The sequence below is a fragment of the Nocardia vinacea genome, from assembly GCF_035920345.1.
GTDB lineage: Bacteria > Actinomycetota > Actinomycetes > Mycobacteriales > Mycobacteriaceae > Nocardia > Nocardia vinacea_A.
In genome coordinates this window covers 9,409,090-9,428,111 of sequence record NZ_CP109149.1, presented here as the reverse complement: position 1 = coordinate 9,428,111, position 19,022 = coordinate 9,409,090, and the positions used below count along the sequence as shown (strand labels likewise).

The following is a 19,022-nucleotide window of genomic DNA, read 5'->3' as shown; positions in this document are numbered from 1 at the left end:
CGGTGGCCGGGTTAAACTGATACCGCATAACTACTCCCGTAGATGTGCACCGACCCGGCGGAGTGCTAGCCCGCCGGGTCAACCGTTTTTCTCCCGTAGATCAAACTGTGCTCGCCCCTTGCGTTTATCCCCTCTCCTCGATCCGGAACATGTGCTCGGCCGGGACATCCAGCGCCGCAGCGAGTTTCGCCGCCAGCTCCGGGCTACACGAACTCCGCGCCCCCGACCGCAACAACCCGACGATGCTTTTGCCGCACCCGGCGCGCTCGGCCAGAACCCGCACCGGCACACCCTGGGCTTGCATCGCCTCACGTAATGCTGTCCGGGACTTCAACCTCGCCCGATAGACCATCCCGGCCTCCCTCCAGTGTCCTCCTACCCCTGAGCAAGCAGTAACAACAGAACCTAATGATGTCTACTCAAACCCACATCTATGAGATACATCGGACCAGCTAGATATGCCCGATAGTTTGAAATAACTGCACACATCCCCTCAGTTCCTCACCAATACCCATTTCGGTATCGACACATGCCCTGCGCTTGTGGACATGCCACGCAAGCGCGCCGTACCCGAGCCCTGGGCCTCCGCCATGGCCGCAGCGGGTATTACCAGCCGAAACGAACTCGCCGACACCGCCGGTGTACACCCGACCACCGTCAGCCGGTTGATCGACAACCCTGAGCACCCGTCCTCGATCGACACCATCCGCGCCGTCGCCCAAGCTTTGAAGCTCGACGTGCGCGATGTCGCGCACTGGTCCGGTATCGCGCTCGAGCTCGACGAGCCGTACCTGCCTCCACCGGAGGCAGCGCTCCTCGGTCGAGAGCAACGCAAGCTCGTCACAGATCTCATCCGCGCGCTCGCGGCGACGAACCGACATCCACGGCCGCCATTGAAAATTCAGACCACCGGAGTTGTCGTCCTCTCCGGCGACTAGCTTGTTCACGAGTGGCCACCGATGCGCGGTTCGGATCGCGATGAACTGATGGAACCGAACGTGCGTGGTCCGCGTCTAACCTACTGAGACCAAGAGGATGGGATGGTCCTCGTCGGACGGCCAAGTACCAGAAGTCCAGGAACCATCCCACAACGGGTCTCGCTTTCGGTCTACCAAACTGAGCAATGTCGCACTGGTAACCGCGATAGCGCGGGGGCCAGTTGCAGATCATGCGCCGAAGTCTGACCTCGGACTCTGCTCCCTTACCGCCGGCCAATACGGTTCCGGCCTAGAAACACGAGTCTGGCGGCCCATCCCTGGCCAGAGGCGAGAAACCTCACCCGATGAGTACGAACCGCCCATCACAGGCTATTGTTGATCAAGTGCGTGACATGTCACGCCAAGCGTCGTAGATCGCATTCGCTTCGCAACCAGCGCTTGCCGCATCCGCTCTTCTTACGGCGATCGATTTTGCCCATTGGCAATCTCGCCATTTCGTGCCCCGGCGCGGACCCGGAAGGTCCACAGACGGCTCGGGCACCACCTGATGCCCGAAAGGCACCGCAACACCTATGAGTTCTGCTGACATTTCTTTTGCCGCGCTCGGCGTGAGCGCACCGCTGGTGAAGGCGTTGACTCGCGCCGGGATCACCGAACCTTTTCCGATCCAGACCGACACCCTGCCCGATTCGCTGGCCGGACGCGACGTGCTGGGCCGTGGCCGGACCGGCAGCGGCAAGACGCTCGCCTTCGCCATCCCGATGGTCAACCGTCTCGGCGGCGGTCTCGCCGGTAGGCGCGCACCGAGCCGCCCGACCGGCCTGGTGCTGGCGCCGACTCGGGAATTGGCCACCCAGATCACGGCCGCGCTGGAACCTCTCGCCGCGGCCTATCGCATGACCGTCACCACGATTTTCGGTGGGGTCCCGCAGAACCGGCAGGTCCGGGCGCTGCGCGCCGGTGTCGACATTGTCGTCGCCTGCCCCGGCCGGCTCGAGGATCTGATGAACCAACGTCTGATCTCCCTGGATGCCGTCGAGGTCACCGTGATCGACGAGGCCGACCACATGGCCGACCTCGGGTTCCTGCCAGGCGTGACCCGCATTCTCGCGGCCACCCCGAATGACGGTCAGCGCCTGCTGTTCTCAGCCACCCTGGATAACGGCGTCAACAAGCTGGTCAGCCGCTTCCTGCCGGATGCCAAGCTGCATTCCGTCGATGAGGCGAACTCCCCGGTCGCCGCCATGACCCATCACGTTTTCGAAACCGCGAGCGTCGAAGCCAAGCGCGAGGTCGTACACCGGCTCGCCTCCGGCTCGGGTCGGCGAATCCTGTTCATGCGCACCAAACATCAGGCTCGCAAACTGGCCAAGCAACTGACCCTCGCCGGAATTCCGGCCGTCGATCTGCACGGCAACCTCTCGCAGGGCGCCCGCGACCGCAACCTCGCGGTCTTCGCCGCCGGTGATGCCCTGGTGCTGGTGGCGACCGATGTGGCCGCGCGCGGCGTGCACGTCGACGGTGTCGAGCTGGTCGTGCACGTTGATCCGCCCGCCGAACACAAGGCGTACCTGCACCGTTCGGGCCGTACCGCGCGAGCTGGCAACTCCGGTGAAGTGATCACCCTGGTGCTGCCCGGCGAACGACGCGACCTGGCCGACATCATGCGCAAGGCCAAGATCACTGTGACCCCGCAACGGGTCACCGCCGATTCGCCCGTGGTGGCCGAACTCGTCGGCACGATTGCCCCATTCGTCGCGCCCTCCTACAGCGAGCGGGCGGCACGTGAAGACGACCGCCGCAGCAGCAGCGGACCGTACCGTAGCAGTGGCGGAGCGCGCAGGGGCAGCGGCGGACCGCGCCAAGGCAGCGGTCGTCGCAACGCGGCGCATGGTCAGTCGCGCGCCAAGCCGCGCGCTCACTCCGCGCGCGGAACGGCCGCATAAGGCCCGTTTTCGGTCGCTCCCCCAGACAAGCCCATGCCGAGATCGCCGAATCGCTGAGCATCGCCGGCCAACTGCCAGGCATCGAATGCTGGTGAACGTGGCTGATGACGCCGGTACTGACGGGCAACCCATCGAGTGCGAGGCAGTCGCGCCTGATGGGTTGCCGTGCGATTGCGTAGCCGGGAAATCTGCGGGCGTGGCCAAGAGGAACACGCCGGGACACGACACTTGGACCTTTCCGATCCAACCCGGCCATCTACCCCGCGCCCGGCCCCGCGGCTTCGACCGCGCGAACGGCCACCGATCCTCCCACACAGCGAATCCAACTCCGCCGCAATAACATCCAACACCGCCCCCAGCACACTACCGAACCGAGTGCCGTTGCAGTACTAGCCCCGAGAGAATGCACGGCCATGCCGTTGAGCGGTCGGTGAGAGGTTTCTGAACTATTGTCCCGCAACGGAACTCGACCTGTGGCCGAACGCGCCCACATGCCGATTCCAGGTTTTCGCATGCGCCAACGACGAACACTCCGGACGTGCACGTAGTGCGGAAAGTCTCGACGTGCCGCACCGCCCCCGTGCAAGTTCGAGATGCCGTCACTCCTGTGTCGACGAGGGCCGTCGGTGCGGTCCTGCTTCGGACAAGGCGGCAGCCTCGTCGGGTCGGTCCGCCGACCGGTACACGCGAACGAGGTCGTCGCGGGCGCGCTGCGCGAAGGGATCATTGTGCCCGACAAGCTGTTCCCGGTAAGTCAGGAGCTCTTCATACAACGGGATCGCCTGATCCCAGCGACCCGCAGCCTCATAGGCGGCAGCGAGATTGCAACGATCTTCGTAGGTCTCGGCGCCGCCTCTGTCGACGTACGTCAGGTTCCGTTCGAACAACGCGACGGCCTCGGCATATCGGCACGCCCGGTAGCACGCCACGCCAAGCACGCGGCGAGCGCCCACCACGGAATACACCTCGGGCCCGAACATTTTCTCGCGATACGCGAGAAGTTGTTCGAAGTGCGGAATGGCTTCGTCCCATCGACTCAGCGACATATAGGTGCCGCCGAGTCGATTGTGAACGGCGTTGGTGTCGTGGTGATCGTGACCGAGGACCCGCTCCCGGTACGCCAGAAGCTGCTTCAAAAGCGGAACTTCGTCATCCCCCCGCCCTGCCCGATGATAAGCGTCGGCGAGACGATCGCGCGTCTCGTTGGTGTCCGGGTGGTCGTGACCGAGGCTTTGCTCCTGCAGTGGCAGAAGTTCTTCCATCAGCGAGACGGGATCGGCCTCACCAGAACTGGCCGCGGTCCCGCTCGCCGTGCCCTTAAAGCGCCGGCTCAGAGCGGCCGCTGCCCGTTTGAACGGTTCCAACACGCTGTCCCCTCCTGGTCCAACTGGCGAGCGGAAACCTCACCACTCCAGCCCAGAAAACCTATCTCACTCGAGTCACGACACTCACGAAGACAACGAGCCGATGCTTCTCCGACGATCCGTGCGGCAGGCCCACGGAAACGGAACTGGGGCGGCGGCAGCCTCACTCATCAAAGGAAAGCGATACGAGGTCATGAACCGACACCGATGCTGCCATCCGGAACACGCGGTAGCCGATTACCGGATGACGGTCATGGCCCGTTGAGCGGCTCAGCTGGAAGGGCTGGCTGCGTGCGACGACACAACTCCCTTGAGCCGTGCAAGCAATGCGACCTGCCTTCGGATTGCCCTGTAGTGCCTCATACGCATTCCGGAAGCGACCATCATCACGCGAACGGGAATAACGGTCTGCCTCTCGACCGTTCTTGTCTGCTACGAATTGTCTGTGTCTTTGTCGCTTTCGGCGTGCACCGACTTCCACTCTGTATTCTCTTGTGCTGCAATGCTTTCTATCCGTTGCACAAGGATCTTCCTCCGGTTGGGTCTTGTATACGGACCCGATTCGGCCAGGTACATGAGCCGTTCGTGCTTCAACGCTTCTGCTGTGGAGCGGTAGTTCAGCCAGTTCTCGTGCCACTGGAACAGTTGTTGAACTCCTTCGGCTGCCACCACGACTGCGGCTACCGATGCCGTCACGGCTGCGGGGGCCTGCAAAGCTGCGATGACGGGGACGGTGGCACCGATGACGACCTGAGCGAGTTTGACCAGCTTGTATGCCCGTTGTGCCGATCGGCTCCGAGTGCTGTACCAGGCGATCTGATCGGTCAGCCGCTGCCACACTGGGTCGGTAGTCGTGGCCTCGGTTTGCACTACCACGCTGTGCCTTTCTCATGGCTTTATGGGGCGGGTTCGGTTTTCCTCAGTTGCGGGTCGGTGGTTCCAGGCCGTCGCACAGCCGGGCGGGCGGCAGGTCCGGTGTCACCCAATCGTCCCATTCGGTTTTGCTCATCGTCGTTGTCAGCCTGGAACACAAGATCTTCGGGTCCGGAGCGAGCGGGTACACCGCGACGAGGCCATCCCTTGACACGGCGCTGATCGACGGATTTCGGGGATCGAACGCGAGCCCTTTGATACTGCCCATGTTCTGGTCTGCCACAGCGACCCCGTTCTGGTTCGAGTCAGTGCTCCAGACCCGGATCGCCTCCAAATCGGCAGCGGCCACCCAGCGCCCGTCCGCACTGACCGCCACCGCATCTGCTGAACCGGTGCCGACCCCGGGGAGGTTACGTTGTCCGATGGTGGCCGAACTCAAGTCCCAAACCCGCACCGCGCCCTTACTATCGCCTGCGACCACCCAGCGCCCGTCCGGACTGACCGCCACCGCATCTACCGAATCGGTGCCGACCCCGGGGAGGTTACGTTGTCCGATGGTGGCCGAACTCAAGTCCCAAACCCGCACCGCACCGTCGAGATCGCCGGCAACCAGCCAACGCCCGTCCGGACTGAGCGCCAAAGGGCCGCGGTGCTCGATGTCGGGGAGGACACGCGGCCCAGCGGCGGAACGCGTGTCCCACACCCGCACCACGCCCACATCATCGTCGGTGACCACTCGGTACCCGTCGAGGCTGACCACTGCGGCGTTGACCGGCTCGGTACCGGTGCCAGGGAGGGCACGCGGCCCAACGGCGGAACTCATGTCCCAAACCCGTACACCGCCCTCGTTGTCTCCCGCGACCACCCAGCGCCCGCCCGGACTGAGCGCCACAGTGCCGAGCCACTTGGTGTCGGTGAGCACACGCGGCCCGGCGGCGGAACTTGTGTCCCAAACCCGCAGGATGCCCGTGCCATCGCGGGCGACCACCCAGCGCCCGTCCGGACTGACCGCAGCGTCGAAAGATCCGATGCCCTCGGGGAGGGCGCGTCGCCCGCTGATGATGGAACTCATGTCCCAAACCCGCACCACGCCCGCGACATTGCCGGCGACCACCCAACGCCCGTCCGGACTAACCGCCACAGCCGCAACCTGGTCCCTGCCCGTGCGGGTGAGGACGCGCGGCCCAGCGGAGGAGCTCATGTCCCAGACGTGTATCACACCGAGCCCCCCGCCACCGACCACCCAGCGCCCGTCCGGACTGACCGCCACAGCATCGACTGTGAAAGACGTAAGACGCTCGGTGCCGGCGAGGAGCCTTGGGCCGGTAGTGGAGTAGGTGTCCCAAACCCGCACCGCACCCCCGGTACCGCCGGCGATCACCCAGCGTCCGTCCGGGCTGACCGCTACAGCTGTGACCCATTTGGTGTCAGTGTCGGTTAGCACGCGCGGCCCGGCGGCGGAGTCCAGGTCCCAAGCCCGCACCACGCCCGCACCACCATCTGGCGCGCCATCGCCTGCGACCACCCAGCGCCCGTCCGGACTAACCGCCACAGACGCGACCCGGTCGTTGCCGGTGCCGGTGAGGGCGCGCGGCCCGGCGGCGGAGCTCGTGTCCCAAACCCGCACGACACCTGCGCGATCGCCTGCGACGACCCAGCGCCCGTCCGGACTGAGCGCCACAGTATCGACTGGTTTGTTGCCGGTGCCGGTGAGCACGCGCGGCCCGGCGGCGGAGTTCATGTCCCAAACCCGCACAACACCCGGGCCGTCGCTGGCGATCACCCAGCGTCCGTCCGGGCTGACCGCCACAGCCGCGACCCATTTGGCGTCGGTGCCGGTGAGCACGCGCGGCCCGGCGGCGGAGCTCATGTCCCAAACCCGCACAACGCCCGTGGAATAGCCCGCGACCATCCAGCGTCCGTCCGGGCTGACCGCCAGAGTGTCGGGTTTGGGGCGGACATCAACGATCTTTGGGATGTTCTGGATCTGGTACTGCGCGGCGAGCAGTGCGGTCATGGTGGTGGCGGGTGAGAGGGCTTGTGCGGCGAGGGTTTCCAACACGCCGCGGCGCTCGTCGTGGCCGGTGGTGAGTTGCTGTTGGGCGTCTTGGACCAGGCGCGCGGCGAGGTTTGTGGCGGCGAGGTTTGTGGCGTGGCGTTTGGCGGCATTGGCGCTGAGGTAGTAGAAGCCTGCCGTGACGGCCACTAGCATGGCGACGGTCGCGAGCGCGATCAGTGTTCGGGCACGTTTGCGCAACGCGTCGGCGTGGGCTTTGGCTTCGCGTAGTTCGTCGGCGTGGCGAGCATCGTCGTGTTCTCGGGAGGCGGTCAGGTAGTCGCGCACGGTGGCGAGGCGTTCGAGGAAGCCGGGTCGTTGGGCGAGAGTCTCGGCGGCGGTCAGGCGTGGGCCGCTCAGTAGCCAGGCGGGGGCGCAGTTGTTGCGGCTCCAGTCGGCAGCGGCCCGTTCCAGGTTCTCGGCTGTGCGCAGGTCGTCGGCTTCCTCCCGCAGCCATCCCGCAAGGTCATCCCATTGCCGCAGCAAGCTTTCCAGTGCCACTTCGACGACGGTCTCCCAGCCCCTGTCGTCGCCGCCGTTTATTCGGTGATCCTTGACGAGCAGACGGCTGTCGACGAACCGGTCGATCAGCGGGCGAGCGTCGGGAGGCAGGTCGCTCCAGCGGGCGATTCGGCGCAGCGGCTGCTCACCGTCGGGTGCGATGGTGGCCAGAAACGGGATGAACGCCGAACGCAGCAGCGCGAGTTCGCGGTCACGGGTGTCGGCATTGTTGGATAGCAGGTTGTCGATCTCGGTGGCTACGACCTTGTCGATCCCACCGAGTTTGGTGTAGTGGGCAAGAGTGAGTTCACCACTGCCGCCGTAGTCGCGGTGGAGGGTGCCCAGAGTCAGTGATAGCAGCGGTAGGGTGTCGGCGCCGTCGCCGCAGTCGACCAGCAGCCGGTCGACCAGGTCGGGGGCGATATCGAGGTGGCGGGCGCTGCGGCGGGCGGGGCTAGTAATGATGTCCCGGAACCGGTCGCGCGGCATCGGTTTGAGATCGTCGAATATCACCGTTTCGACGTCGATCAGTTGCGGGGCCGATCGCAGGTGTTCGTAGCGGTCGGTGCGCATGGTCAACACGGTGATCAACGACAACCGCTCACCCACAGGCCCGGTGAGCAGATCCGCGAGCATCTCCAGCATCCGCGCACCCTCGGGTCCGGCGTCCGCAGACAGCAGTTCCTCGGCCTGATCGATGGGCAGCACCAACGTCGGAGCCTCAGCGGTGGCATCGACTAGACGGCGCGATACCACCTGTTGGATGTCGATCAGCCATTGCCGCAACAATGTGGTGTTCTTTTCGGTGAGTGCTGTTTTGATGTCACCGAGATCCGGAGCGGATCGCCCCAGACGTCTGCGGGTGGAGTGGACTGCGACGGCCAGACCATGGGTGCCGGTGAGGGCGCCGCGTTCCGGGCGCATGGTGTCCAGCGCGACGAAATGCCGGTCGTCGCGGCGCAGCCGTGGAATCAGCCCGGCCCGCAGGAAGGACGACTTGCCGGTGCCCGAGGGGCCGACGACGACGAAGAGCGGCCGGGTTCCGTCGGTGCGCATCGCACGTAGTGCGTCCATGGCGCGCAGGATCTGGCTGTCGCGACCGAAAAACACCGCCGCGTCGACGGGTTCGTACGGATCCCACCCGCGATAGGGTGCGCGGTCGGGCTCGTCGGCCGGTGGCCACGGAAAATGGTCGGTGCCGATCCCTGCGGCGCGTAATCCGGTCAACAGCTGTTGCAGTCCGGTGGTGCGCAACATCACCGGCTCGCGGCGAGAGCCGATGTGGACCTTGGTGTGTGGGCCGTCGCCGTAGAGGTCACAGCGTTGCCATTCGCGAGTGATGTCGTCGCTACCGTGCAGCGCTTCGATCTGGGCAGAGTAGATGCGTTTGCCGAAGTACTCGGCGGCGCGGTACTCGGCTTCGCATTCACGCGAGCCCAGCCAGTTCCGCGACAGCAGACACACCACGGCTTCGCAGCGTTCCTTGGCCTCGCGCAGGGCGTCCTTCCAGCGCTGCCCGGAATGGATTCCGGTCTCGGGATCGATGTCGAGGAAGATCTCCTGGGCCAGGTCCCCCTGCTGTTCGACCAACCACTGTTTCACCGCTATCGCCCAGGCGTTGTCACGGCTGGAATGACTGATGAACACCCGTGACACAACGATCGGCCCCTCACCCGACAGCACCCCGACTCGTGGATGCTACCCCAGCCGATTCCCGGCACTCGGCACAACCGATTTCACCAGCTGGGTGTCCCTCACTACAAAGGTGCCAGCCACAGGACCGCGTTGTCCTTGAACGACTGATGAACAGAAACCAGCCCAGTATCGTCGTCAAGGGCCATCATCGTGATCCCCCTTCCCACCCTCATCGATCGCGGCCCTGCGACGCCTCACCGCATCGACTCACCACTGATCAATCGCTTCCGTGCAGAGGGAGCGGATTCCATCGGTCAGGCCATAAACAGACAATCTCGAACACCACGATCCGCGCGTTCGGCGGCGCACAGTCCTTGGCCAGCAGTCGATCTCGCGAACACGACTATCGAGCGTCTGCTCCGGATGCAGACTCAGCCGGGGTTTCCGCAGTACTCGGTTGTTCGGGACCATCGCCCGACTTGGGGTTCGATTCCGCAGTATTGGTCTGTCCGGTGCCGTCCGCCCGGCTTGCGTCACAGCGGTGCCGATGGCAGGACGCGGGCCAGATGGCGCCCGCCGCGGATCCATCCGAGGTTGGCTTGTCCAATCGGGCTGGGCCAGGTGCCGATGAGCGCGCCGTCAGCACAGCGTCCAGAAGAGGACCGTCCGAGCGAAGGTGACGCCCCGAACGGTCCACCCGAATCCAATGACTTGGTCGCGCTGGCGGATTCTCCGTAAAACGCTGTGGCCCAGTAGAATTGGAATGCACAAGACCGGCTAGCACCGGGAATTGATATCTACGGGAGTACAAATGAATAATCGCGCTGTCGCGCGCGCTGACGGCGGGGATGCCTGATGCCGCGCGAACGAATCAAGCCCGGACGGCACGGGAAGATCACCGCTACAGTCGTTCGGGATGCAGCCGGAAAACCGATCCGGCACATAGCAAAGACCAGACTTCGCGACCTCGACGGCGCCCTGCGGCAAGTGGAGGCGGTCGGACAATCTAAGCCCAAGGCCATAGCAGCACTCGAGGAAAAGCTGGCCCGGCGGGTCGCACCCTCGAAGTCCGAAATCACGGCGGATACGCTCGTGCACCGCCTCGTCGAGCGATGGCAGATAAAGGTCGAGCGCTCCAAGCTGTCTGCGAACACCAAACGCCGATACGGGGAGATACTGGACCTTCACATCGTCCCCAGAATCGGCAAGCTGACCATCGCTGAGTGCACCACTCAGGTGCTGGAAGGGTTGCTCGAAGACATCGCCGATCAGGTGGGCAGGCCGACCGCGAAACTCGCGAAGACGTGCTTGTCCGGAATGTGGACGCTAGCAAGCCGATACGGCGCCAGTGCCGGAAATATCATCAAGCTGCTCGCACCGATCCAGGTCGAAGACAAACCGGTTGTGGCATGGTCGCTCAACGAGGTGCAACGCATCCGAAGCGGGCTGCGTAGCGACAAGCGCGCCGTCGCGAACGGTATCGCCGATCTGGTCGATCTCCTGTTGGCCACCGGATGCCGCATTGGCGAGACGATGGCGTTGAAGTGGAAGCATCTCGATCTCGACGCCACCAAGCCCACTGTGCTCGTTGAGGGGACCGTCGTGCGTATACGCGGCGGCGGGATGATCATCCAACCGCATCCCAAGGGCGGCCCGAACGGCAAACGCCGACTGCTGCTGCCCGAGTGGGCCGTAGAGAGACTGACCGCCCGCCGTGACTTGATACCGCATGAGCCCGAAGATCTCGTGTTCCCATCCCGAGGAGGGACCTTGCGCGATCCTCGCAATGCCCGCAAGCAACTACAGCGGGCACTCGACCGCATCGGAGTCACGGGAATCCCCCAGAACCCACATGCGGCGCGCAAGACTGTCGGCACGCATCTGGCCGAAGACGCCGACGGCGGGCAATCCGATATCGGTGTCGCGGCCGCCCAACTCGGCAACACCGAAGCGGTGACACGAAGGCACTACGTCCAACGCACCCATCAAGGTCCAGACGCCCGGAATCGCTTCGCGGCCTTCGCTCTCCCGGATGAGCAAGACGGGACTGCCACGACGAGGCGAACATGACCCTCGAGAGTGACCAGCGATACCCGGCGTCGGTCATCACTGGCTAGCAAACAACCAGCTCCCGATGCCCTGGCCGGGCAGGGTGTCGGGAGCTGGAGGGAGCAGTATGTGCCCGCAATTTGAAAAAGGTGAGTAAGTGGTGACCTGGGCGGTTAAAGCACGGCCCAAACACCGACTGCAACCCTCTGACCAGGGGTTTGTGGGGCGGGCGGGGCTCGAACCCGCGACCAATGGATTATGAGTCCACGGCTCTAACCGACTGAGCTACCGCCCCATGTGCGGTGGATATCGACAGCGTTGGGGATGGTACCGGGTGGGGTGGGGCTGGCACCACTCGGATGGGGGGCGGCGTGGTGACGGATGGTGGGGGTGTGGCGTGGATAGGGTGGGGGCGTAATCCGAGAACGGGCTGGAGGGTGGGCTGTGGCTGGTTTGTTTGCGAATGTGCTGAAGGTGCATCAGTGGGTTTATGAGAAGAGTGGCGGGGTGGTGGGGCATCGGGTGCTGTTCGGGAATCCGACGTTGTTGTTGCGGACGGTGGGGCGCAAGACGGGGCAGGCGCGGACGTCGGCGCTGACGTATGGGCGGGATGGGGCGGATTATTTGGTGACCGCGTCGAATGGTGGGTCGCCGCGGCCACCGGGGTGGTTGGCGAATGTGAAGGCTAGGCCGGAGTGTGAGATTCAGGTCGGACGGCGCAAGGTAGCGGTGATCGCGCGGGCGACGCTGCCCGACGATCCGGAGTATGCGCGGCGCTGGGCGATCGTCGACAAGGTCAATCAGGGGCGCTACAGCGAGTACCAGAAGATGACCAAGCGGCCGATCGCGGTGGTGGTGCTGTCTCCGGTCGGCTGAGTTCAGTCGGTCTCCCAGGCCTCGTAGTCGTCGTCGACATCACCACGGTCCCAACGGGACTCGCTCCGCGGCGGGCGGCTGGCCCACTGCACGATGAGAGCGACGAGACCGAGCACGGCGAGGACGACGACAACGACAATCAGCGTTTCCACGCGGGGCACCTTAGCGCCCCAAGAGGGTTACCTGCAGGTACGTGAGACAAGTTGTCACGCAACGCCGTTCAGACCGTAAGAAGTGTGCGTCCAACGGCGGTTCGCGATTCTATTGCCACATGTGCGCGATCGGCCTGCTCGAGCGGGAAGGACTGGCCGATAACGACTTCCAGCCGTCCGGCCGCCGCCTCGGCGAGCGAGCGTTCGGTCAACGCGAGCCAATCGATATCGCCTTTCCCGGTCAGATCGAACAGCCCGAGCACGTCGATTCCCCGCGCTGTCGCCGCTTCTCGATCGAAGTCGGCGAATTGCCCTGCGGCAGCGCCATATCCGATGAAGCGCCCGCCGTTGGCGGCGGCTTCGATTGCGCCCGCACCCAATGCGCCACCGGCACCGTCCAATACAACGTTCGCACCGGTGCCACCGGTCGCGGCATGCGCCTTCCCCGACCAGTCGGACTCGGAGTAGTCGACGACCGCATTCGCGCCGAGTCGTGCCGCGAGCTCCAGTTTGGCGCTGCCACGCGCCGCGGCAACGACATTCGCTCCGGCCGCGCGGGCGAGCTGAATCAACAAGGTGCCCAATCCCCCACCCGCCGCGGTGATGAGCACCCACTCACCGGGTTGGATCGCGGCTCGGTCGAAGATGGCCAGCGCGGTCTTGCCATCGTGGGCGAGCGCCACGGCCGCCGTCAAGCTCAGCCCTTCGGGTACGGCGACCAGGGTTTCGGCCTTGGCGAGTGCCTGCTCCGCGTAGCCACCGATCGGCTGGCCGCTGCCGATGCCGCTCGCGGCGGTATCGGTGACAACGCGCTTTCCGACCCAGCTCGGGTCGACATCGGCACCGACCGAAGTGACCACTCCGGCGACCGCACCGCCTGGCACATACGGCGGCTCGAGCTGGAAAAACTCGGTGCCCCAACCACTTCGGAGCTGGACATCCAGGAACATGACATCGGCGGCCGCGACGTCGACGACCACCTGTCCCTGTCCCGCAACCGGCTCCGGCACTTCACGCACCGAAAGAACTTCGGGTCCACCGAATTCCGCAGCGTGTACAGCGCGCATGACAACCTCCATCAATTCCTGACTCGATCCGACATGGACCAGCCTGGAACCTTAAGCAGGGTTGAGGTCAAGTCGAGCGCCCGGATTACGCTGAGCGCGGAACTCGGAATCGAATCCACCCGCAATGCCAACCGGCCGCCGGGCCCGAGATCCGCACCGGTTCTGTTGCGCGGACCCAGTGACGCGCGCCCGCCTTACCTTCCGCGAAATGCAGGGCACTGCCATCGAAGCGCGCGCCGCTACTCCGAATCCGCAACGCCCACCAGGGGTGAATCCGACACAGCATGCGGCGAACCTGTTGAGTCAGGAACTGCCGCCGCCGCCACATCCGCCGCCACCACCACTGCTGCTGCCCCCGCCACAACCGCTACTGCCTCCGCCGCAACCGCCCGAACTGCCGGAGTCACCGCCACCTGAATCTCCGGCATCCCAGGACGATGAACTGGGCCCCCCGATCCACCCGAACCCACGCCGCGGCGTCCGACTCGGCAGGTTGGTCACCAACAGCACGAACCCGGCGATCCCACCCATGATGAGGACCGTAATCAGGAAGACCAGCAGCAGAGCGAGCATTCAGGACCCGCCACCGCCACAGCTGCTCCCGCCGCCACCGCAACTGCTCCCGCCACCGCCGCAGCTACTGCTACTCCCGCCACCACAGCTGCTGCCGCTTCCACCATCGTGCCCATGCCCGTGCCCGTGATCATGTCCGTGACCGTGGCCATGCCCCCCACCACTGCCCGGATCGAAACCCATCCCCGACTCGAACCCGGCGGCCCCGTAAACCCACGGCGAGTCACTGGAGCCCCCATACCCCATCTGCCCACGCTGCACCGTCCTGTTGGTCGACCGCGTGATCAGAAATACGACCAGTGCCGTGATGCCACCACCGACCAGGAGGATGATCAGCAGCAGTACAACGAAGAAAACCGCCATTCCGAAATGGTATAGGCACACTCCCCCACACTGAACCCACGAAAAGCAACGGCTGGCCGAACAATCACCGTTTCGCCGTAGAGTGAATCGTGGCCTTCTTACGAAACCGTCCCCAGCGCCGAATCGACCTGAGCGATGTCGAGCGGGCGGTAGCCGCACTCGAATTTCCCGACGCGGTTTTCAAAACCAGCCCCTGGCAACCGCGGGAACTGGTGGAAACCGGACTGCGCCAGTGGCTGCGCTGTTGTGGCGCGGCCATGCGCGACGGTCAGGTCATCGGTATGCCGTCCCATGCCGTGGACGAGGCCTGGCACGGATTCATTCTGTGCACGGAAATGTATGCCGCATTCTGCACCGCGGCATACGGCCGTTTCCTCCATCACTTTCCGGAAGGTGTTGCAACGAAGGGCATTTCGCACGGGTCCATGGGCGAGCAACTCGGCCGCACGGTCGTCGCGTGGTCGATGGTCGCAATGGACGGCGAGACGTGCGTGCTCTGGGACCTCGACAGCAAGGTGGGCGTCGAGCACCCGTGGGGCATCGGCGCCGAGCGAGTCGCGGCCATCGAGGCCGACCTCGCAGGCACACCTTAGAAGCTCAGGTGAGCTTCACTCGTGCGGCGAAGAACCGCACCACCGCCGGGGCGAACTTGTTGAGCTGGTACTGCAGCCGCGCCTCCGGGGTGACCGGCACGATGCTGCGATCCCGTTCGACCGCGCGCACGATCTGCGCGGCCACCTTCTCCGGACCGTAGCGCCGCGCCTGGTACAGCTTGTCGTACCGCTCCTGCTTGCGCTGCTCCTCCTCCGCGCTGACACCCGAAAATCTGGTGGTGGCAACGATATTGGTGTGCACGATGCCGGGGCAGATGGTGTGCACGGAGATGCCGCGCCCGGCCAGTTCCGCACGCAGGCAGTCGGAGAACATGAATACCGCCGACTTACTGGTGGAGTATGCGCTGAACCCCTGCTGCGGACTGTAGGCCGCCATGCTGGACAGGTTGACGATGTGTCCGCCGAGTCCGCGCTCGGCCATCAGCGAACCGAAGGCACGGCAGCCATTGACCACGCCGCCGAGATTGATCCGCATGACCCGATCGAACTCCGCCGACGGCGTATCGAAGAACCCACCGGCCTGCCCGATTCCGGCATTGTTGATCAGAATGTCGGGCACGCCGTGCGCGGCGAGCACCTCGACCGCATGCAGGTGCACCGCTTCCTCATCGGAAACATCGAGCTGATAGGCATGCGCCACACCGCCTTCGGCGGCAATCAGCTCCCGCGTTTCCTTGGCCGCGCCCAGATTGATATCCGACAGCACGATTTCCGCACCGAGCCGCGCGAATGCCAGGCCCGTCTCGCGACCGATACCGCTGCCGCCGCCGGTGATCACCACGAGCTGATCCTCGAATGGTTTTCGGCTGCGCCCGATTTCGGCGCGACGCAGCCCGCGCGGCGCCACACCACTAGTGACCGCGTCGATGAGCTCGGTGGTCGCGGTGGCAAGCAATTCGGGATGGGAGAACGGCATCCAATGTCCGGCGGGCACATCGCGGCGCCACAGCCGCGAAACCCATTTGCGCCCATCGTCATAGCCCGCGGGCCGTACCGCGACATCGCGACCGGCGACGATCAACTGCACAGGCACCTCGGTGCGGCGCTCTCGCGGCGCGAGCATTCGCGGCAGGATATTGGCACGGTAGATGAGCAGGCCTTCTATGGCGTCGCGACGGAACGTCGGGCCGAGCACGATATTCGACGGCGCGGTGTCGTTCATGATCGAAACGATGCGCTGCCAACGCTTTTCGTGCGCGACAACCCGGAAGATCTGATCGAGCCCCGGTGTCATGGAGAACACCGTGTATCCCGATGACAGCGCCTGGGTGAGTGGCTGCCACAGATTGCGCGGCGTAGGCCGGGACAGCCTGGCGCGCACCCACTTCGCGAGATGGTCCAGGTTCGGCCCGGAGACCGAGGTGAACGAGGCGACCCGGGCCGCGGCCTGCGGTTCGCACACCGCCTCCCACACCTGCACCGAACCCCAGTCGTGCGCAAGGACGTGCACCGGCCGATCCGGGCTGACCGCGTCGGCGACGGCGAAGAAATCACCGGCCAGCGCATCCAGGCGGAAATCTTGGGCGCGCCGAGTGCGGGTGGATTCACCGTGGCCGCGGGTGTCGTAGGTGACGACGTGGAAGCGGTCGGTCAGCAGTGGCACCACCGCATTCCAGAGATGGTGCGTGTCCGGCCAACCATGCACCAGCACAATGGTTTCCGCGCTCGGGTCGCCGTACTCGAAGACGGCGATATCGAATTCGCCGCTGCGCACGATCCGCCGCGTCGCGGCCGAGTCCAGGTCGGTCGTCGTCATTGACGTATCTCCTCGAGGTTCCTACTCACAGGTCCAAAACCAATCGCCCACCCCGCGAACGCGAGACGCAGACGAGCATCTCTCCCGCCTCGTGCTCGGCGGCGGTGAGCACGCTCTCGCGATGCTCCGGCTCACCGGAGAGCACCCGCACTTTGCAGGTCCGGCAGAAGCCCTGACGACACGAATACGGTCGATCCGGGCGACTCCGCAGAATCGTCTCCAGCGCCGACTCATCCGCTGCCACCTCGACAACTTCACCGGTGGAGGCGAATTCGATCGCGAATGCGACACCGTTGACGATCGGCGGTGGCGAAAATCGCTCGGAATGCAGTTCGACGCCGGGCATTTCGCGTACCGCATCCGCGACGGCGGTCGTCATCGGGACCGGGCCGCAGCAGTACACCGCGGTATCAGAGGTGACCCCAGCGAGTAGCGTTGCGGCGTCGGGCAATCCGTGTTCGTCATCGGTGCGCACGGTGACCCGATCCCCGAATCCAGCGATCTCGTCGAGAAACGGAATCGTGTCGCGATTGCGCCCGGTGTACACCATCGACCAGTCGATCCCGAGCCGCATCGCCAACCGCGCCATTGGCAGAATCGGCGTGATCCCGATCCCGCCCGCGATGAAATGCAAACGGGCGGCGGGCGATCCGCGACCGGGCACCGCGAACGGGAACGCATTGCGCGGACCACGAACCACAATGCGCGATCCGACCGGCAGCTCGTCGTGCACCTCCACCGAACCGCCGCCGCCATCGGAAATGCGGCGCACCGCAATCCGATACGCGCGGGTATCGGCCGGATCACCGCACAGCGAGTACTGCCGCAACCGACCCGAAGGCAACTCCAGATCGAGATGCGCGCCCGGTCGCCACGGCGGAAGTTCACGCGCGTCCGGCGATTCCAGCCGCAGGCTCACCACATCCTGGTCGTGCGCCTCGATGCGTCGACCGGTCACCACCAGCGAAAGCCGGTGATCATCGGCGCGCGGTGACAGATCCCGGCGGTTGATGATCGCGGTCCACCGCAGCCGCGCCGAGGCAACCGCGTCGAGCACCCGCACCGCCCGATCCTGCTCGCGTTTACCGAACAGATCGGCCGGCCGCTGCTGCGGCATCGGTCGCCAGTTCAAGACGCAACCGCCTGGGCCGCGGGCGATTTGGCCAGATACGCCACCGCCTGCGCGGTCGAACCGACGGATTCCGGGTTGTAGCCGGGCTTGAACGTCGTCAGCGCACTCCACAACAGCGAGGGCACACCGGGCAGCGCGCCGCGCCACATCGAGCCGAGGACCCGCGTGATCAGGCGTGGATAGCCGAGGTCGGGCAGTGCGGGATCCTGGTGCACCATGAATTTGGTGCCGCGTACCACCAGCGTGATGAAAATCGGGAAGACGATCGTCATGATCGCCGCCCGGCGCACGTAGCCGGCGCCGAAGTAGACGGCCACATCGTGGGCGACGTGCCGGTGCTCGACCTCCTCGGCTCCATGCCAGCGGAACAGGTCGGCCACTCGCGGGTCGGCGCCGAACTTTTCCAGATCGGCATTGAGCACCCAATCGCCGAGGTAGGCGAAGAAATGCTCCAGGCAGGCGATGAATGCCAGTCGCTCCACCATGACCTGCCGCTGTGCGACGCCGTCGACATCCTTGGGTCCGAGCGACTTGCGGAACAGGTATTCCGCCTGCCGCACATAGGGTTCCGGATCGATGCCGTTCGCGGCGAGCACCTCGTGCAGCACCTTGTCATGTGTCTCGGCGTGCATGGATTCCTGACCGATGAAGCCGAGCATGGCCTCGCGCAGTTTCTCGTCCTTGACGTAGGGCAGCGCCTCGGAATACGCGGCGCAGAACATCCGCTCCCCCTCGGGCAGCAACAGGTTCAGCGCATTGATGAGATGCGAGGCGATGGGTTCCGTGGGCATCCATCGCAAGGGAGTATCCGCCCAGTCGAACCGCACATTGCGCGCGTTGAGGGCGACCTCACCGGGATCGACGTCCGCCCGCCGCTGCACCCTACGAAGTAGCTTCATCGATACTCCTCGATCTCATCCGCCGCGCCTCAGCCCGAAAGACCGCGGCATTGCGTACCTTCCTTCATGGCCGTAGCAATGATCATACACATATATGAAACCCTCAGTTACATACATGTCTGGCCAGCGTGAATGCGACAGGGAAATCCCGCTTGACAATAGAGCGGTCCACTGTGACCGAGATCCCCGCGTTCCGGCAGTAAACTAGAACACGTTCTAGTAGGCTTT

At 64.9% G+C, this 19,022-nt stretch carries 14 protein-coding genes and 1 tRNA gene; 5 read left to right on the top strand and 10 right to left on the bottom strand.

Annotation, left to right across the window (positions count from 1 at the left end; all coding sequences use genetic code 11):
* Positions 1–124: 124 nt before the first annotated feature.
* Complete coding sequence (locus OIE68_RS42740; protein WP_327096573.1) at positions 125–352, bottom strand: helix-turn-helix domain-containing protein; 228 nt, start codon at positions 350–352, stop codon at positions 125–127.
* A gap of 196 nt (positions 353–548) precedes the next feature.
* Between OIE68_RS42740 and OIE68_RS42735 the strand changes: the two genes are divergently transcribed.
* Together OIE68_RS42735 and OIE68_RS42730 are read left to right on the top strand one after the other, a co-directional pair.
* A complete protein-coding gene (locus tag OIE68_RS42735) occupies positions 549–938 on the top strand; it encodes a helix-turn-helix transcriptional regulator (RefSeq protein WP_327096572.1) in 390 nt (129 codons plus the stop codon).
* Positions 939–1,510: 572 nt separating this feature from the next.
* Positions 1,511–2,884 carry a DEAD/DEAH box helicase gene (locus OIE68_RS42730; RefSeq protein WP_327096571.1) on the top strand — a complete coding sequence of 458 codons (1,374 nt, stop codon included), beginning with the start codon at positions 1,511–1,513 and terminating at the stop codon, positions 2,882–2,884.
* Positions 2,885–3,483: 599 nt separating this feature from the next.
* On the opposite strand, the gene OIE68_RS42725 is transcribed toward OIE68_RS42730, so the two are convergent.
* The 3 genes from OIE68_RS42725 to OIE68_RS42715 form a co-directional block, all read right to left on the bottom strand.
* On the bottom strand, positions 3,484–4,251 hold the full coding sequence (locus tag OIE68_RS42725; RefSeq protein WP_327096570.1) for a tetratricopeptide repeat protein: 768 nt from the start codon (positions 4,249–4,251) through the stop codon (positions 3,484–3,486).
* A gap of 429 nt (positions 4,252–4,680) precedes the next feature.
* Positions 4,681–5,088 carry a DUF4231 domain-containing protein gene (locus tag OIE68_RS42720; protein ID WP_327096569.1) on the bottom strand — a complete coding sequence of 136 codons (408 nt, stop codon included), beginning with the start codon at positions 5,086–5,088 and terminating at the stop codon, positions 4,681–4,683.
* Between the two features lie 79 nt (positions 5,089–5,167).
* Complete coding sequence (locus OIE68_RS42715; protein ID WP_327096568.1) at positions 5,168–9,361, bottom strand: TIR domain-containing protein; 4,194 nt, start codon at positions 9,359–9,361, stop codon at positions 5,168–5,170.
* Between the two features lie 807 nt (positions 9,362–10,168).
* On the opposite strand from OIE68_RS42715, the gene OIE68_RS42710 reads away from it, so the two are divergent.
* Complete coding sequence (locus tag OIE68_RS42710; RefSeq protein ID WP_327096567.1) at positions 10,169–11,383, top strand: tyrosine-type recombinase/integrase; 1,215 nt, start codon at positions 10,169–10,171, stop codon at positions 11,381–11,383.
* 200 nt (positions 11,384–11,583) lie between these two features.
* On the opposite strand, the gene OIE68_RS42705 is transcribed toward OIE68_RS42710, so the two are convergent.
* Positions 11,584–11,657 (bottom strand) — tRNA-Ile (locus OIE68_RS42705).
* Between the two features lie 149 nt (positions 11,658–11,806).
* On the opposite strand from OIE68_RS42705, the gene OIE68_RS42700 reads away from it, so the two are divergent.
* Positions 11,807–12,238, top strand: coding sequence for a nitroreductase family deazaflavin-dependent oxidoreductase (locus OIE68_RS42700; protein WP_327096566.1), 432 nt, complete (start codon positions 11,807–11,809; stop codon positions 12,236–12,238).
* Between the two features lie 2 nt (positions 12,239–12,240).
* Here the strand turns inward: OIE68_RS42700 and OIE68_RS42695 are convergent, their stop codons facing one another.
* Both OIE68_RS42695 and OIE68_RS42690 read right to left on the bottom strand, forming a co-directional pair.
* Positions 12,241–12,390 carry a hypothetical protein gene (locus OIE68_RS42695; RefSeq protein ID WP_327096565.1) on the bottom strand — a complete coding sequence of 50 codons (150 nt, stop codon included), beginning with the start codon at positions 12,388–12,390 and terminating at the stop codon, positions 12,241–12,243.
* Between the two features lie 68 nt (positions 12,391–12,458).
* Entirely contained in the window at positions 12,459–13,457 is a 999-nt protein-coding gene (locus tag OIE68_RS42690) for a zinc-binding dehydrogenase (protein WP_327096564.1), read from the bottom strand.
* Between the two features lie 1,025 nt (positions 13,458–14,482).
* On the opposite strand from OIE68_RS42690, the gene OIE68_RS42685 reads away from it, so the two are divergent.
* Positions 14,483–14,986, top strand: a complete 504-nt coding sequence (locus OIE68_RS42685) for a hypothetical protein (protein ID WP_419150646.1) — start codon at positions 14,483–14,485, stop codon at positions 14,984–14,986.
* Between the two features lie 4 nt (positions 14,987–14,990).
* On the opposite strand, the gene OIE68_RS42680 is transcribed toward OIE68_RS42685, so the two are convergent.
* Genes OIE68_RS42680 through OIE68_RS42670 form a run of 3 tightly spaced genes read right to left on the bottom strand, consistent with a single transcriptional unit; the run spans position 14,991 to position 18,794 of the window.
* Complete coding sequence (locus OIE68_RS42680) at positions 14,991–16,763, bottom strand: SDR family oxidoreductase (RefSeq protein WP_327096563.1); 1,773 nt, start codon at positions 16,761–16,763, stop codon at positions 14,991–14,993.
* Between the two features lie 25 nt (positions 16,764–16,788).
* Positions 16,789–17,880 carry a PDR/VanB family oxidoreductase gene (locus OIE68_RS42675; protein ID WP_327096562.1) on the bottom strand — a complete coding sequence of 364 codons (1,092 nt, stop codon included), beginning with the start codon at positions 17,878–17,880 and terminating at the stop codon, positions 16,789–16,791.
* Between the two features lie 11 nt (positions 17,881–17,891).
* Positions 17,892–18,794: a metal-dependent hydrolase gene (locus OIE68_RS42670; RefSeq protein WP_327096561.1), complete on the bottom strand. Its 903-nt coding sequence runs from the start codon at positions 18,792–18,794 to the stop codon at positions 17,892–17,894.
* Between the last annotated feature and the right edge of the window lie 228 nt (positions 18,795–19,022).

Coding starts and splice junctions, on each gene's coding strand:
- OIE68_RS42740 (WP_327096573.1), bottom strand. CDS start 352: ATGGTCTATCGGGCGAGGTTGAAGTCCCGGACAGCATTACGTGAGGCG.
- OIE68_RS42670 (WP_327096561.1), bottom strand. CDS start 18,794: ATGAAGCTACTTCGTAGGGTGCAGCGGCGGGCGGACGTCGATCCCGGT.
- OIE68_RS42735 (WP_327096572.1), top strand. CDS start 549: ATGCCACGCAAGCGCGCCGTACCCGAGCCCTGGGCCTCCGCCATGGCC.
- OIE68_RS42690 (WP_327096564.1), bottom strand. CDS start 13,457: ATGCGCGCTGTACACGCTGCGGAATTCGGTGGACCCGAAGTTCTTTCG.
- OIE68_RS42710 (WP_327096567.1), top strand. CDS start 10,169: ATGCCGCGCGAACGAATCAAGCCCGGACGGCACGGGAAGATCACCGCT.
- OIE68_RS42730 (WP_327096571.1), top strand. CDS start 1,511: ATGAGTTCTGCTGACATTTCTTTTGCCGCGCTCGGCGTGAGCGCACCG.
- OIE68_RS42675 (WP_327096562.1), bottom strand. CDS start 17,880: ATGCCGCAGCAGCGGCCGGCCGATCTGTTCGGTAAACGCGAGCAGGAT.
- OIE68_RS42680 (WP_327096563.1), bottom strand. CDS start 16,763: ATGACGACGACCGACCTGGACTCGGCCGCGACGCGGCGGATCGTGCGC.